This is a genomic window from Shewanella sp. SR1 (assembly GCF_020447145.1).
Taxonomy (GTDB): domain Bacteria; phylum Pseudomonadota; class Gammaproteobacteria; order Enterobacterales; family Shewanellaceae; genus Shewanella; species Shewanella baltica.
Genome location: NZ_JAJAEF010000001.1, coordinates 192399 through 207149, shown reverse-complemented (window position 1 = coordinate 207149; position 14751 = coordinate 192399). Strand labels below are relative to the sequence as shown.

Annotated in this window: 14 protein-coding genes and 3 tRNA genes; 13 read left to right on the top strand and 4 right to left on the bottom strand. The window is 46.8% G+C overall.

Annotation, left to right across the window (positions count from 1 at the left end):
• Nucleotides 1–22: 22 nt before the first annotated feature.
• The 3 genes from KV201_RS00935 to rsgA form a co-directional block, all read right to left on the bottom strand.
• Nucleotides 23–904, bottom strand: coding sequence for a DMT family transporter (locus KV201_RS00935; RefSeq protein ID WP_115333836.1), 882 nt, complete (start codon nucleotides 902–904; stop codon nucleotides 23–25).
• A gap of 6 nt (nucleotides 905–910) precedes the next feature.
• A complete protein-coding gene (gene asd / locus KV201_RS00930; RefSeq protein WP_028761759.1) occupies nucleotides 911–1789 on the bottom strand; it encodes an archaetidylserine decarboxylase in 879 nt (292 codons plus the stop codon).
• 62 nt (nucleotides 1790–1851) lie between these two features.
• Nucleotides 1852–2916 carry a small ribosomal subunit biogenesis GTPase RsgA gene (gene rsgA, locus KV201_RS00925; protein WP_006080042.1) on the bottom strand — a complete coding sequence of 355 codons (1065 nt, stop codon included), beginning with the start codon at nucleotides 2914–2916 and terminating at the stop codon, nucleotides 1852–1854.
• 112 nt (nucleotides 2917–3028) lie between these two features.
• On the opposite strand from rsgA, the gene orn reads away from it, so the two are divergent.
• The 4 genes from orn (at nucleotide 3029) to KV201_RS00905 (ending at nucleotide 4157) form a co-directional block, all read left to right on the top strand.
• Nucleotides 3029–3574, top strand: a complete 546-nt coding sequence (orn, locus tag KV201_RS00920; protein WP_006080044.1) for an oligoribonuclease — start codon at nucleotides 3029–3031, stop codon at nucleotides 3572–3574.
• 271 nt (nucleotides 3575–3845) lie between these two features.
• A tRNA-Gly gene (locus KV201_RS00915) sits at nucleotides 3846–3921 on the top strand.
• A gap of 42 nt (nucleotides 3922–3963) precedes the next feature.
• Nucleotides 3964–4039 (top strand) — tRNA-Gly (locus tag KV201_RS00910).
• 42 nt (nucleotides 4040–4081) lie between these two features.
• Nucleotides 4082–4157, top strand: a tRNA-Gly gene (locus KV201_RS00905).
• Between the two features lie 44 nt (nucleotides 4158–4201).
• Here the strand turns inward: KV201_RS00905 and KV201_RS00900 are convergent.
• Nucleotides 4202–4477: a hypothetical protein gene (locus KV201_RS00900; protein ID WP_226058255.1), complete on the bottom strand. Its 276-nt coding sequence runs from the start codon at nucleotides 4475–4477 to the stop codon at nucleotides 4202–4204.
• 338 nt (nucleotides 4478–4815) lie between these two features.
• Between KV201_RS00900 and KV201_RS00895 the strand changes: the two genes are divergently transcribed.
• The 9 genes from KV201_RS00895 to hflK all read left to right on the top strand — a co-directional run bounded on the left by KV201_RS00895 (nucleotide 4816) and on the right by hflK (nucleotide 14748).
• Nucleotides 4816–5271: a hypothetical protein gene (locus KV201_RS00895; RefSeq protein ID WP_006080046.1), complete on the top strand. Its 456-nt coding sequence runs from the start codon at nucleotides 4816–4818 to the stop codon at nucleotides 5269–5271.
• A gap of 270 nt (nucleotides 5272–5541) precedes the next feature.
• Entirely contained in the window at nucleotides 5542–7026 is a 1485-nt protein-coding gene (locus KV201_RS00890; protein ID WP_226058254.1) for an NAD(P)H-hydrate dehydratase, read from the top strand.
• A gap of 109 nt (nucleotides 7027–7135) precedes the next feature.
• Nucleotides 7136–7594 (top strand): tRNA (adenosine(37)-N6)-threonylcarbamoyltransferase complex ATPase subunit type 1 TsaE, encoded by a 459-nt coding sequence (tsaE, locus tag KV201_RS00885; protein WP_226058253.1) that lies wholly within the window; start codon nucleotides 7136–7138, stop codon nucleotides 7592–7594.
• Nucleotides 7595–7602: 8 nt separating this feature from the next.
• Nucleotides 7603–9024 carry an N-acetylmuramoyl-L-alanine amidase gene (locus tag KV201_RS00880; protein ID WP_006080051.1) on the top strand — a complete coding sequence of 474 codons (1422 nt, stop codon included), beginning with the start codon at nucleotides 7603–7605 and terminating at the stop codon, nucleotides 9022–9024.
• Nucleotides 9025–9034: 10 nt separating this feature from the next.
• Nucleotides 9035–10957, top strand: a complete 1923-nt coding sequence (gene mutL, locus KV201_RS00875) for a DNA mismatch repair endonuclease MutL (protein ID WP_226058252.1) — start codon at nucleotides 9035–9037, stop codon at nucleotides 10955–10957.
• Nucleotides 10950–11876 carry a tRNA (adenosine(37)-N6)-dimethylallyltransferase MiaA gene (gene miaA, locus KV201_RS00870; protein WP_006084208.1) on the top strand — a complete coding sequence of 309 codons (927 nt, stop codon included), beginning with the start codon at nucleotides 10950–10952 and terminating at the stop codon, nucleotides 11874–11876. Before mutL ends, miaA begins: the two co-directional genes overlap by 8 nt.
• 92 nt (nucleotides 11877–11968) lie before the next feature.
• Nucleotides 11969–12241 (top strand): RNA chaperone Hfq, encoded by a 273-nt coding sequence (gene hfq / locus KV201_RS00865; RefSeq protein ID WP_006084207.1) that lies wholly within the window; start codon nucleotides 11969–11971, stop codon nucleotides 12239–12241.
• Between the two features lie 23 nt (nucleotides 12242–12264).
• On the top strand, nucleotides 12265–13572 hold the full coding sequence (gene hflX / locus KV201_RS00860; protein ID WP_011845725.1) for a ribosome rescue GTPase HflX: 1308 nt from the start codon (nucleotides 12265–12267) through the stop codon (nucleotides 13570–13572).
• Nucleotides 13573–13608: 36 nt separating this feature from the next.
• A complete protein-coding gene (gene hflK / locus KV201_RS00855) occupies nucleotides 13609–14748 on the top strand; it encodes an FtsH protease activity modulator HflK (RefSeq protein WP_006080057.1) in 1140 nt (379 codons plus the stop codon).
• The last annotated feature ends 3 nt before the right edge of the window (nucleotides 14749–14751 follow it).

Here is a 14751-nt window from a genome sequence, read left to right as displayed (position 1 = left end):
ATTGCGTTGAGATTGGTATGTTTCAGGCGTTCTTTTTTCGCCGCTGTGACTGGTGCGATTGATGGGTTTCGAAGATGGCGGTCGCGACTATGATAGTGCCGCCGATTACGGTATTGAGATTGAGCTCTTCACCCAAAATAATCAGCGCTAACATGGCGCCATAGAAGGGCTGTAAGCAAGAGACTAGCCCAACCGTTTTGGCGCTGAGTTGCCTCAGTGCGGAAGTAAATAGTGCGTGGGGCGCGGCGGTAAAGACAACGCCGAGTAAAATAATTAATCCCCACACTTCGAGTGAGATGCTGTTCAATTCCGTTTGGTGCCACGGCATCAGGAACACCACGGCGACCAAGGTTTGGTAAAACATGGCATGTGGGCCGCTGTACTGGGAAAAGTAGCGTTTGTGCAATAAGTTACGGGCGGTGAACAAGATGGCGGACACTATGCCGATGGCAATGCCCAGCGTAGTGTCGTTACCTAAATTGGCCTCAGGGATCAGTAATATCACCCCAATCAGCACTAATACGCCGCTGATCATATCGAGTAATTTTATTTTACTGCCTGTCAGCAACGGCTCGGCAATCACTGTCATCACCGGATAAGTGAAAAACGCAATCATGCCAATGGCGACCGACGAGAGCTGCATGGCGGCAAAATACGTGACCCAATGCAGGCTTACGATAACCCCAAGCCCGATGGCGACCAGATAATCTTGTTTGCTGGCCAGCGTTAGCCGTTTACGGCTGAGTTTGACCAGCAAACCTAACACAGTGGCGGCGACGATACAGCGTAGGAAGGTGATGTCTAGGGCGCTGAGAGGGATTAATTTAGAAAACAAAGCCGTGCCGCCAAATAGCAGCACTGCCAAATGTAATTCAATTAATCCCGAAGGTTTAGCAGAACTCAAGAAAGCTTAATCCGCTTGCTTAACGTCTTTCAGGTTCGCGAAGGCTTGTCCCATGCGCGTTACGGCTTCGGCTTCGACACCTTCAGCAAAGGTCGCGATAGCATCTTTAGCAAACAACATCACCACAGTACTGCCTAACTTGAAGCGACCCATTTCTTCACCCTTGTCTAAGGTGATGGCATCGGGGCCTTGGGTTGGATATTCCCAAGTGAAGACTTGCTTACCTGTCGGCGGCGTGACTGTGCCTGCCCAGACCGTTTCTATACTGGCAACAATCGTTGCGCCAACCAATACCATGGCTAATGGACCTAATTCGGTTTCGAAAATTGCCACCACACGTTCGTTACGGGCAAAGAGACCGGGTACGTGTCTGGCCGTTAACGGATTCACCGAAAACAGTTCACCAGGTACGTAAGTCATTTTTGATAACGTGCCTTTAATCGGCATGTGAATACGGTGATAGTCTTTAGGCGCCAGATAGATAGTCGCAAAATCACCGCCTTCGAAGCGTTTAGCATCTTCAGCTTGATCGCCAAGCAGGGTTAACGATGAATAGTGGTGACCCTTAGCTTGGAAGATGCGGCCGTTTTTAATTGGGCCTAATTGGCTTACGGCACCATCGACTGGATGCACCATGATATCGGCGTCCATATCTAACGGGCGAATACCGGGTTTAAGGGCGCGGGTAAAAAAGGCATTAAAGCTTTTATAGGCTTCAGGCTCACTCTGCGCCGCTTCGCTCATATCAATTTTATATTGCTTGATAAACCACTTGATAGCGGCCGTGGTTAACGCGCCCGCTTCGGCGGCGGCAAGTTTACCCACTAAACGAGATAATAAGTGTTTCGGCAGCATGTACTGCAGCGCAATTTTGACTTTATCCAATTTTAATTCCTTTTCTTACTGCTCAATCTTTGCTGAGACTGTTGTTATTTATCAATAAGTCGCTATTCGTCAGTGGCCGCACGGAAATGGCGGGCATGACGTTGTTCATCTAAGCTGGCGATAATTTTATGGTAATTATGAAAGCGATCTGCGCTGATCTTACCTTGGCTCAGGGCTTCTTGCAGTGCACAGCCGGGATCGTCACCGTGTTTACAATCACGGAACTTACACGCGCCAAGATACTCGCGAAACTCGATAAAACACCAGCCTACACGTTGCGCAGGAAGATGCCAGAGGGCGAATTCGCGCACGCCTGGGGAGTCGATTAAATCGCCGCCACTAGGTAAGTGCAACAGTTTGGCTGTGGTGGTGGTGTGCTGACCTAAACCTGAGTTATCGGAAACATCACCAATCACCAGTTCTGCATCGGGTAATAGGGCATTGATGATCGATGACTTACCCACACCAGATTGGCCGGCAAATACGCTGACTTTATCTTTGAGTATGTCTTTGATGGTATCGATACCATCACCTAACTTGCTGCTGACTTTATAAACTGGATAGCCAATATCTTTATAGCGCTGCAGCGCTTCATCGATTGCCTGCGCTTCATCGGGGTTGAGCAAGTCAATTTTATTCAAAATGATGATAGGTGGAATATCGGTATCTTCAGCGGCCACTAAATAACGGTCGATGATCTGTGTGGTAAAGCTGGGTAATACCGAGGACACAATCAAAATTTGGTCGATATTCGAGGCGATAATTTTCACGCCATCGTATAAATCTGGGCGTGTGAGTGATGAGCGACGTGGATGAACGGCTTCAACAATACCTGCGATGCCGCTATTGGCTTGGCTCTCAATGGCTAAGCGTACGATCACTTTATCGCCAGTCACTAAACTGGTGACGGCACGGCGAATATTACAGCGCACAACTTGGCCGCTTTCGGTTTCTATGTCGGCATGTTGGCCAAAACGAGAAATCACAGTACCGGGCTGTTCTTGCCCCAGTGAACTATCCTGTAACTCTGGCGTATTTTTTTCGCCACTGTCACGATTGAGTCGCTTCTCGTGATTAGCACGCATACGGCGTAATTGACCTTGGCTTAGGGGTTTCTTTTTACTCACTGATTCGTCTTCGTCAATTAGGTGATTTTTTGTGTCGGAAAAAAGCAGTATGATACACGCTCTTGAATAAAAAAGCCTGAATTTAGGCTAACTGACATGATAAGGCTGATTTATGACGGCAGATGTAAATAATCTCATTTGGATCGATTTGGAAATGACAGGGTTAGAGCCTGACGTCGACAGGATCATTGAAATTGCCACTTTAGTGACAGATCAAGAACTCAATATTATCGGTCAAGGTCCGGTTATCGCGATTCATCAATCGGATGACGTGCTGGCCGCTATGGATGATTGGAATCAAAAGCACCATGGTGAGTCAGGGTTGATTGACCGCGTTCGTGCTAGCCAAGAAACCGAAGCGCAAGCTGTGGCTAAGACGATTGCCTTCTTAGAACAGTATGTTCCTAAGGGCGCTTCTCCAATGTGTGGTAACAGTATTGGCCAAGATCGACGCTTCTTAAATCGTTATATGCGCGAGCTGGAAGATTATTTCCACTACCGCAATGTGGATGTCAGTACGATTAAAGAGCTAGTGAAGCGTTGGAGCCCAGAAACTATGGCGGGCTTTAAGAAGCAAAACACTCACCAAGCACTGCAGGATATCCAAGAGTCGATCGCTGAATTGCAGTATTATCGCAGCAAAGTATTTAAAATTTGACCGATCAGTAGATAAATATGCAAGAAGGGGTTGCAGCCGCATGAATTTTTCATATAATGCGGCCTCAACTTTTTGATGCGAACAGAGATTTGCGGTCATTTAGATTGAATGCGACATTAGCTCAGTTGATAAAGGTTTATAGGCGATACCTTTGTTAATGTTGAAGGCAAATAGTAGCAGCGATGCAAAAAGCGACATTAGCTCAGTTGATAAAGGTTGATAGACGATACCTTTGTCAATGTTGAAGGCAAATGTAGCAGCGATACAAAAGGCGACATTAGCTCAGTTGGTAGAGCGATACCTTGCCAAGGTATAGGTCATCGGTTCGAACCCGATATGTCGCTCCAAATTAAAATTTAGTGATTTGCCAAATCATTAATACAGATTATGCGACATTAGCTCAGTTGGTAGAGCGATACCTTGCCAAGGTATAGGTCATCGGTTCGAACCCGATATGTCGCTCCAAATTAAAACTTAGTGATTTACCAAATCATTAATACAGATTATGCGACATTAGCTCAGTTGGTAGAGCGATACCTTGCCAAGGTATAGGTCATCGGTTCGAACCCGATATGTCGCTCCAATTTCCTAAATATTCCACTATCACATTACTCAATTGACATTAGCTCAGTTGTGATTCTGATATGGTGATACCTTTGTGATTGTTAAATTAGTCAAGGTATAGGTCATCGGTTCGAACCGCTCTTGATCAAAATCATGTCGATCCAATTTCGATAAATCCCCCCAAACTACCTTATCAAGCATCATTTCAATCGTGTTGCTCATATTGCTATCATTTACAATGCTTAAGCCGTGAACTAAGGCATAGATTATTTCTCGACCACTTCCGATAAAATCATTTCGCTGTAATTCCGTTAAACTCTCCAACAGCGACTTTTTCACGTCATTCCCTCAATTAGCTCATCTATTCCTTTCTTGATTAACGACTATCCACTGCAAACCCTCTATCTTTGATTCATCATGTACAGCCAAAGGCTTACGTTAACCTATTGGGCTAAGTGTTTTGAGATCTCTTTTGGCTTTTCTCTCTTATACAAAACAGTGTGATAGGATTTAGATGCGTGATCTGTAGCGTGTTTCTTCAAGTTTTCCTAAATTAGATAGCTTCGCGAAAGTTAAATTATGACCTTGTTCAAATATTCGTAACGCTTTTACTCACATAATGAAGCTAGACAAAATTAATAGCGCCAAGTAGTTGGCCTGACAGTGGAGTGCATTATATGCGTATTCAACAATTACGTGATCTACTTGAGTATGTGGCAAATTGCCGCTTAGATATGGCGCAACTCTATGGCCGACTCAATAATCAAGCTGACTCGGCACGTGTGAAAATGATGCTGGATTATTTTGAGTCACATCAAAAAACCATGGCGGAGAAACTGCGCGATTATATAGAAGAAGCGCCACATCGTATTCTTGATACTTGGTACAAAGACTTCACCTTTGAAGACTTTACCAAGCGTTGCCAAGATACTATGTTGCCCGCGAACATGAATGAAGACGATGTGCTCAACTTGCACTTAGACTTAGAAAATCGTCTGATTGGTTTGTTAGAAAAAACAGTTAACTCAACGACTGCCGAAGATGCGCGTAATGCGTTAGCTAACTTGATCCGAGTGGAGAAAACTCAGCAACAACGTTTGGTCCACAGCACAATTCGGATGGACGATATCTAAACCGTCATCGCTTCTCAATTCCCAAAGCCAGCCTAGTGCTGGCTTTTGTCTTTGTGTCATCTGTGTATCGACGACTTTTGCGCTACTTTGCTCCATTTGGGCAGGTATCTGCGCTTGAACTGATTTACGTCATAATTTCCCGATCCGATTCTTGCTACTTTCTTGATCTATTGGCTGATTTTTTTATCGGCCTTGCTCAATGCTGCCAAGACTCCTATGGTGGGGTAACTCATTGTGGAATGAAGTCGTTGGCGTCTAAGGAGATCCTTCATGGCACAAGATCTATCGCAATTTCCCAAGGCCTTATTTACCCAAGCACAAGTTCGCCAAGCTGAACTGAGTGCTGTGTCGCAGGGAGCCTCTAGCCTCTATGAATTGGTCGAGCGTGCTGGCGCGGCGGCTTTTGAATGTTTAACAAAACATAACCCCAATGCCTCTTCTGTATTTATCCTCGCTGGCAGCGGTAACAATGGTGCCGATGCCTTAGTGTGCGCTCGTTTAGCCCTTGCCAGTGATATGGCCGTTTCAGTGATGATGACGTCAGCGGCAGGCACGCCTGAGTGTCAGCAAGCATTGGCCCATTATCTTAAAGACGGCGGAGAGTTACTGCCGAAAGCCGTTGCGCCCATTCTTGCGGCCAAAATCATCGTCGATGGTTTACTCGGCACAGGTGTGCGAGATGCCGTGCGCGACGATATGGCTGAGTATATTCGCGCCATCAATGATAATGCAGCTTGGGTATTGAGCCTTGATTTACCGTCTGGAGTGATTGCCGATACCGGCGCTGTGGCGGGTGTTGCTGTGATGGCGGATGTCACCTTGTGTTTTGGTGGCTGGAAGCAAGGTTTGTTAACGGGTAAGGCGCGGCATTACAGCGGCGAACTTGAATTTGCCGCTTTAGGATTAACACCTTTCTTCGCTGAAGCGAGTGCACAAAGAGTCGGAAAAGAGACGCTTAAAGATTACTTTGCCGCCAGAGCGCGCGATAGCCATAAAGGCCAGTCGGGTAAGGTCACTGTTATCGGTGGTGATATGGGCATGGCTGGCGCCGTGCGACTGGCCAGTGAGGCATGTCTGCGTGCCGGTGCTGGGTTAGTCACAGTGATCAGTCGACCTGAGCATCAATTGACGGTGAATGTTTCCCGTCCTGAATTGATGTTCTGGGGTTGTGACTTAGTCGATATGGAAGTGTATCTGCGCCTTGGTTGGGCGCAGGTTATCGTACTTGGCCCAGGTTTAGGTAAGCATGACTGGGGCTATAACTTGTTTAAAGCCGTGGGCTTAAGCGATAAACCCTGTGTTTTGGATGCCGATGCCTTAAATCTATTGAGCAATGAACCGCGCCGGCAAACCAATTGGGTGCTAACACCGCATCCGGGTGAGGCTGCGCGTTTACTCGGCTGCTCTGTGGCAGAAATTGAGCAGGATAGGTTTGCGGCTGTACGGGCGATACAGCAAAAGTACGGCGGTGTTGTGTTGCTAAAAGGCGCGGGAACGGTCATTTTTGATGGCAAACAAATGGTTGTTGCACCTGTCGGTAATCCAGGGCTTGCCAGTGGTGGGTGTGGCGATGTGTTATCTGGTATTATAGGCGCGCTCATGGCTCAAGGAATGGATAACATGCAGGCGACTGTGCTGGGTGTTGTTGTACATGGTTGCGCCGCCGATCTTGCGGCAATACAGGGAGAACGTGGCATGTTAGCGAGCGATTTAATGCCTTTTATTCGCCAATTAGTGAATAGTGATTTACTCTAGGCGGTATGTGAGACTCAAGCGGGGCTGGACTTTGTTCTGTGCCCTGTGCCCTGTGCCTTTTTAGGGTTGAGTCGCTTCTCCATTAATAACAGCAGTGATATAAGCGGATATGACAGAGTTAACTTTTTTCTTAGACAACGAAGACGACACTATTGCGGTTGGGCAAAAATTAGCCCGCCATGTCAAAGCGCCTTTGACTCTGTATCTTACGGGTGATTTAGGCGCCGGTAAAACGACGCTGAGTCGCGGCTTAATTCAAGGTTTGGGCCATAAAGGGGCAGTTAAAAGCCCGACTTACACTTTAGTTGAACCATATGAGCTAGAGGGTGTCGAAGTTTATCATTTTGATTTGTATCGTTTAAACGATCCAGAAGAACTCGAGTTTATGGGTATTCGTGATTACTTCACGGATAAGAGTCTGTGCATTGTTGAATGGCCAGATAAGGGAGAGGGTTTATTGCCCGATGCCGATGTCCATATGCATTTAAGTTATCAAAATAGTGGGCGTGAAATACGCATAGAGGCCTTGTCAGAGCCAGGTGAAAAGTTATTAAAAGCGATAAAATAAAAACTAAAATGATAAAAAATAACCCTTATTTTCAAATTATTATTCTTTCTTTATGTTCTTTTTTATCTGTGGCGGCTCATGCGGCTAATCAGTTAGAAAGCGTACGTATTTGGGCTGCGCCTGAGTCGACTCGAATCGTGTTTGACTTAAGCGAAGCGCCTGATTACACCTATTTCTCTTTAGATGGCCCTAATCGCTTAGTGGTGGATTTAAAAAAGTCCGCCACTAAAGTTGCGCTTAAAAATCTTGAAAACAACAGTAAGTTAGTCAAGGGCGTGCGAGTCAGTAAGTCGCCGACTAAGGGTGATTTGCGCTTAGTGATCGATTTGGTGAAGCCACTGAATGCGAGCTTGTTCTCGTTGCCCGTGACCGCGCCCTATGGCAATCGTCTCGTGGTTGATTTAGAAGATAAAACCTTAACAACCGCAACCGCAGTTGTCTCATCCACACCCGTTAAAACCGTTACCCAAGCGGCGCAATCATCCCGCGATATCGTGATTGCTATCGATGCGGGTCATGGCGGCGACGACCCTGGCTCCATTGGCCCTTCTGGCGTTTACGAAAAAAAGGTTGCCCTAGAAATCGCCAGACGTGTTTCGAGTAAAATCAATGACACGCCCGGCATGCGCGCTGTGATGATCCGCACCGGCGATTATTTTGTGAATTTGAATAAGCGCTCTGAGTTGGCCCGCAACAGTAAGGCCGATCTACTGATTTCTATCCATGCCGATGCTTTTACTTCCCCGAATCCTCGCGGCGCCTCTGTGTGGGTATTATCCATGCGTCGGGCTAACAGTGAAATTGGCCGTTGGTTAGAGCAAAAAGAAAAGCATTCTGAGTTACTTGGCGGCGCGGGTGAGATTATCCAAAACACGGATAATGAACAGTATTTAGCTATGACGCTGCTCGATATGTCGATGAACAGTTCGATGGCCATTGGTCATTCAGTCGCTGGCGATATTCTTAAGGATTTAGGCGGCGTGACTGATTTACACAAGAGTCGCCCCGAGTCGGCGAGTTTAGCCGTGCTGAAATCACCGGATATTCCTTCAATCTTGGTGGAAACGGGCTTTATTTCGAATCCGAAAGAAGAGCGTTTGCTGTCGAGTAGTCGCCATCAAGAAAATATCGCCAATGCTATCTATAAGGGTGTGAGTCGTTACTATCACAATAATCCGCCAGCGGATACCTTGCTTGCCCAGCGAGGCGGCGCTAGCTCTAGCAGTGCTAAATCGACTAAAGAGAGAACGCCAACCGCTTATGTGGGGAGTTCAACGGCATCGAACGTCAAACATAAAGTCAGTCGTGGCGAGTCTTTATCGGCCATCGCGCAGCGTTATCGTGTGCCTATGTCTAGCATCAAACAAGCGAATGGGATGAAGTCCGATGTGGTTCAGTTAGGACAAACGTTAGTCATACCCCAGAGTTAAATAGGAAAGCATGATGGGCATTCAGATCCTGCCACCGCAATTAGCCAACCAAATTGCGGCGGGGGAAGTGGTTGAGAGACCCGCTTCCGTAGTTAAAGAATTAGTCGAGAATAGCCTCGACGCAGGAGCGAGCCGAGTCGATATTGAAATCGACAAAGGCGGTAGTAAGCTGATTAAAATTCGCGATAACGGCTCTGGCATACCCAAAGATGAACTCGCGCTGGCCTTATCGCGCCATGCGACCTCAAAGTTACACACCTTAGACGATCTCGAAGCGATCCTCAGTTTTGGTTTTCGCGGTGAAGCGCTAGCCAGTATCAGCTCTGTCTCACGCTTAACCTTAACCTTAACCTCGCGCACTGCTGAGCAAACCGAAGCATGGCAAGCCCATGCCGAAGGTGCCGACATGGCGGTTAAAATCATGCCCGCCGCGCATCCTGTTGGTTCGACGATTGAGGTGGTGGATTTATTCTTCAATACACCAGCTCGCAGACGCTTTTTAAAGAGCGATAAAACCGAATTTACCCATATCGATGAATGGTTAAAGCGCATTGCATTAGTGCGCGGCGATATCCATTTCACGCTGACCCATAACGGCAAGACGGTACGTAATTATCGTCCCGCCATGAATGAAGCCCAGTATTTACAGCGTTTGACGCAAGTAAGTGGTCGCCCATTTGCTGAGCAAGCGCTTAAGATTGAATGTCAACACGATGATTTGCGCCTCAGTGGCTATTTGCAGTCACCTTGGTCGCCCGTTATCAGCGATACCCATTACTTTTATGTCAACGGACGCTTAATCCGTGACCGCTTAGTCAATCACGCGGTGCGCCAGGCTTTTGCCCAAAAAGCGGAACTGGAGCAACCCGGCTATGTGTTGATGTTGGATATCGATCCCCATCAAGTGGATGTTAACGTGCATCCTGCTAAGCACGAGGTGCGATTCCATCAGAGTCGCTATGTGCATGATTATATTCTGCAAGCATTGCAATCGGCGCTGGAAGAAGCGGGGGAACTCGACTTCGTTCACTCAAGCTCTTTGGATGCAGTTGAAGATGTGTTTGTGGATGCCCCGACAAGCGGCACTGAAATCCCAGCCCCTTTTGTACTTGGTGCTGATTCAGCTCAAGTTAATGTGCCAGCTGATACACTTGAGTCTGCTCAACCGTTAGTTGCCTCTGCCGTTCAAGTAAAATCTGCCGGCGCAGGACGAGAAGGCGCCAGTTTTGGCACTCAAACGAATGCCTTTGGCAGCATGGCCACGCCAAGGAACAATAGTCGCGGCAGTTATTCTGCTGGTGAATCTCGTCAACGTACTGAATTACCGTCAAAAGCAGCAATTGCAAGTTATGGTGCTTTACTGCAAACACCTTCTTACAGTATAAAAGATCAAGATTATCAGCCATCTCTGCCTATGCCTGCTATTTTAGATGGCCAATATTGGGTAATGGCGACGGCGGATAAACTGAGTCTATTGCCAATAAAATCAGTAGCATTGGCGACGCGCTGCCAAGAGATTGAGGTTAAGCTAGCGACCGGATTAATTGGCCAGCCTTTATTGATGCCAGTGTCTGTCGCGGCCGATGCAGATTGGCAGGCTGTGCTCGATGAACATGACACGCTGATCCGCCAGTTAGGTTTAGAACTAACAATTCGTTACCAGCAGTTGATTATTAAAAAAGTGCCCCCATATATCAGAGAGAGCCAGTTAGTAAAAGTGATCCCTGAGTGGTTACAATCGCTGCGTTTTGAAACACCTGCGCCAAGCGCATTGGCATTTTGGTTGGCAAAACACAGTTTAACTGGGTTCGTTTCGGCACCAGAAATCTGGGCAGCATTTTCGCAGTTAGCTGAAGAGAAAAAACAGCTTATTGCCAACAAAGCAATATTACTACCTTGGCAATCGTGGCTAGAAGAGCAAGCAAGTGAATAAAGAATTACAGCCTAAAGTGATATTTTTGATGGGGCCAACGGCCTCAGGCAAAACTGCTTTAGCATTAGAATTGGCCGAAAAGCATAACTGTGAAATCATTTCGGTCGATTCAGCATTAATTTATCGCGGTATGGACATTGGCAGCGCCAAGCCTTCCGCCGACGAACTGGCCCGTGGGCCACACAGATTGATCGACATTCGCGATCCTAGCGAAAGTTATTCGGCAGCCGACTTTAGAGCCGATGCGATAGCCGAGATAGAACAGATTGTCAGCATGGGTAAAACGCCAGTATTAGTTGGCGGAACCATGATGTATTTCAAAGCGTTACTCGAAGGTTTGTCACCTTTGCCGAGTGCGGACGAGGCCATTAGAGCCGAGATCCAAGCTGAGGCGGATGAAAAGGGATGGGAAGCACTGCATGACCAATTAAGGGAGATAGATCCCGTGTCGGCAGAAAGAATTCATCCTAATGATCCACAAAGACTTTCAAGAGCGCTGGAAGTCTATAGAATAAGCGGCAAGAGTATGACTGAGCTGACTCAGACCAAGTCTGCTCCCTTGCCCTACGACGTAGTGCAGTTTGCTATTGCACCGCGTGAGCGCAAAGTGTTACATGACTTAATTGCGCAACGTTTTGCGATTATGCTCAAGCAGGGCTTTCTTGAGGAAGTCACAGAGCTGAAAGCCCGTGGAGACCTGCATTTAGACTTGCCTTCAATGCGTTGTGTGGGTTATCGACAGTGCTGGCAATATCTCGATGGTGAGTTTGACTATGATACTATGGTCGAAAAAGCGGTTGCTGCTACTAGGCAATTGGCTAAGCGTCAATTAACATGGTTGCGCAGCTGGCCAGAGTTGAATTGGCTCGAAAGTGGTGCTGAGGGGAATTTAGTTACACTTATGCGTCAATGCCGCTAGCTTATTAGCCCTTGCTGTATAATACTAAAACTAAACAAAAAACTATCACTGATATCGATTTATTTTATATAAATTAAAAAGGAAATAATAAAATGGCTAAGGGGCAATCTTTACAAGACCCATTTTTGAACGCATTGCGTCGCGAGCGCGTTCCTGTATCAATTTACTTGGTGAACGGCATTAAACTCCAAGGACAGGTAGAGTCGTTTGATCAATTTGTCATTCTGTTGAAAAACACAGTGAGCCAAATGGTTTATAAACACGCTATTTCTACTGTCGTGCCAGCACGCCCATTCAACGTCACTGGTCACCAAAATGCCCAAGGCGGATATGGTGCTCAAGATGATGCGCCTAGTGGCGAATAAGCTATATCTAAGGAGTTTACTTCTTGTTTGATCGTTATGAGGCGGGAGAAACTGCGGTTCTTGTCCATATCGACTTTTCCGATGAGGAACGCCGAGAAGATTTAGTCGAGCTGCAGCTATTAGTGGAATCAGCTGGAGCCCGATCAGTCGGGGTGATTACTGGAAGTCGACGTTCGCCGGATCGCAAATTTTTTGTGGGTTCTGGTAAAGCTGAAGAGTTAGCCGCATTAGTGGCGGCGACCGAAGCCAATGTGGTGATTTTTAATCATGCATTGAGTCCAGCCCAAGAGCGTAATCTAGAGCAAGTGTGTCATTGTCGAGTACTCGACCGTACGACACTTATTCTCGATATTTTTGCCCAAAGAGCGCGTACTCACGAAGGTAAGTTGCAGGTGGAGCTAGCGCAATTGCGCCATATGTCGACTCGCCTGATCCGTGGTTGGACGCATCTTGAAAGGCAAAAGGGCGGTATTGGTTTACGTGGTCCAGGGGAAACCCAGCTCGAAACCGATAGACGTTTGCTCAGAGGACGGATTAAAAATATCAACAAGCGTTTAGAGCGAGTTGATAAACAACGTGAACAGAGCCGACGTGCACGTAAGCGCAGTGATTTGTCGACAGTGTCATTAGTCGGCTACACAAACGCGGGTAAATCAACGCTGTTTAATGCCCTAACGTCATCCGATGTTTATGCTGCAGATCAGTTGTTTGCCACACTCGATCCCACGCTAAGAAAGTTAGATTTACCCGATGGTGCCGTGATATTAGCGGATACTGTAGGGTTTATTCGTCATTTGCCCCATGATCTCGTTGCTGCATTTAAGGCAACCTTACAAGAGACAAGGCAAGCGGAGTTACTACTGCATATCATTGATTGTGCAGATGAAAACATGGCGGATAACTTTGATCAGGTTCAATCTGTACTGAAAGACATCGAAGCCGATGAAGTCATGCAACTCGTGGTGTGTAACAAAATCGATTTACTCGAGGATGTAACCCCAAGAATTGAATATAACGACATAGGCAAACCCGTTCGAGTTTGGGTTTCGGCACAGAAGCGTTTGGGATTTGATTTGCTGTTGAAAGCCATCACTGAGCTAATCGGTGAGGTGATTAAAGAGCTAACACTTAGAATTCCGGCAACTGCTGGACATTATCTTGGCCAGTTTTATCGACTGGATGCGATACAGCAGAAAGAGTACGACGATCTGGGGAACTGTATTTTGTCTGTTCGTTTATCGGACGCCGATTGGCGCCGATTAGCTAAACAGAGTCAGGGTGAGTTAGAAACCTTCATCTACGAAGATTCGATAGATGAGGCTGTTTGTTAATAATCTAATTTATTTCATCCACTTATGGAGTGCTAAATGGCTTGGAACGAGCCCGGTAACAAGGGTAATGATCCTTGGGGAAATAAAGGTGGTAACGACAAAGGACCACCGGACCTTGACGAGGTTTTTCGTAATCTTTCAAAGCGCTTTGGCGGCAAAGGAAACGGCTCAGGCCAATCTTTTAGCTCGTTTAGCCTAATCATCATTCTTGCTGTTGCTGTAGTTGTTTGGGGACTTTCGGGTTTTTATACAATTAAAGAAGCTGAGCGTGGTGTGGCACTGCGATTTGGTAAACACGCTGGCGAAATTGGCCCTGGACTTCATTGGAAAGCCACATTTATCGACCAAATTTATCCCGTCGACATTCAATCGGTTCGCTCTATTCCTGCGTCTGGTAGCATGCTGACATCCGATGAAAACGTCGTGAAAGTTGAGCTTGATGTTCAGTATCGTATTTTAGATGCTTACTCATATCTATTTAGTGCCGTCGATGCGAACGCCAGTTTGCGTGAAGCGACTGACAGTGCACTGCGTTATGTCATTGGACATAATAAGATGGATGATATTCTGACTACCGGCCGTGATGCTATTCGTCGCGATACGTGGAAAGAGTTAGAGCGCATTCTTGAACCGTACAAATTGGGTCTTGCTGTTGTTGACGTCAACTTCTTACCGGCGCGTCCGCCTGAAGAAGTGAAAGACGCCTTCGATGACGCGATTTCTGCCCAAGAAGATGAACAACGTTTTATTCGTGAAGCTGAAGCCTATGCCCGTGAAATTGAACCAAAAGCTCGTGGTGAAGTTGAACGTATGGCACAACAAGCGAATGCTTATAAAGAGCGTGAAGTCTTAGAAGCTCGCGGTAAAGTGGCTCGTTTTGAGCTGTTATTACCTGAGTACCAAGCCGCGCCTGACGTGACTCGCAAGCGTTTGTATCTCGATACAATGCAGCAAGTGATGACAGATACGAATAAAGTGCTGATTGATGCCAAGAACAACGGCAACTTAATGTACCTACCGCTAGATAAGTTAATTCAGCAGAAGCCTGCGACAACTGAGCTGGAAGCTAAGCCACAGCAAAATGTCAATTCTTCATCTGTATCAACGACTCGCGCGAATGAGCCTTTGAGTGGACGTCCATCCCGCGATGATCGTACTCGCCAAGGGAGGGAGTAATCC

Bases quoted from the DNA above. Each gene is read 5' to 3' on its own strand.
- hfq (WP_006084207.1), top strand. From the start codon at position 11,969: ATGGCTAAGGGGCAATCTTTACAAGACCCATTTTTGAACGCATTGCGT.
- KV201_RS00895 (WP_006080046.1), top strand. From the start codon at position 4,816: ATGCGTATTCAACAATTACGTGATCTACTTGAGTATGTGGCAAATTGC.
- orn (WP_006080044.1), top strand. From the start codon at position 3,029: ATGACGGCAGATGTAAATAATCTCATTTGGATCGATTTGGAAATGACA.
- tsaE (WP_226058253.1), top strand. From the start codon at position 7,136: ATGACAGAGTTAACTTTTTTCTTAGACAACGAAGACGACACTATTGCG.
- hflK (WP_006080057.1), top strand. From the start codon at position 13,609: ATGGCTTGGAACGAGCCCGGTAACAAGGGTAATGATCCTTGGGGAAAT.
- KV201_RS00880 (WP_006080051.1), top strand. From the start codon at position 7,603: ATGATAAAAAATAACCCTTATTTTCAAATTATTATTCTTTCTTTATGT.
- mutL (WP_226058252.1), top strand. From the start codon at position 9,035: ATGATGGGCATTCAGATCCTGCCACCGCAATTAGCCAACCAAATTGCG.
- KV201_RS00890 (WP_226058254.1), top strand. From the start codon at position 5,542: ATGGCACAAGATCTATCGCAATTTCCCAAGGCCTTATTTACCCAAGCA.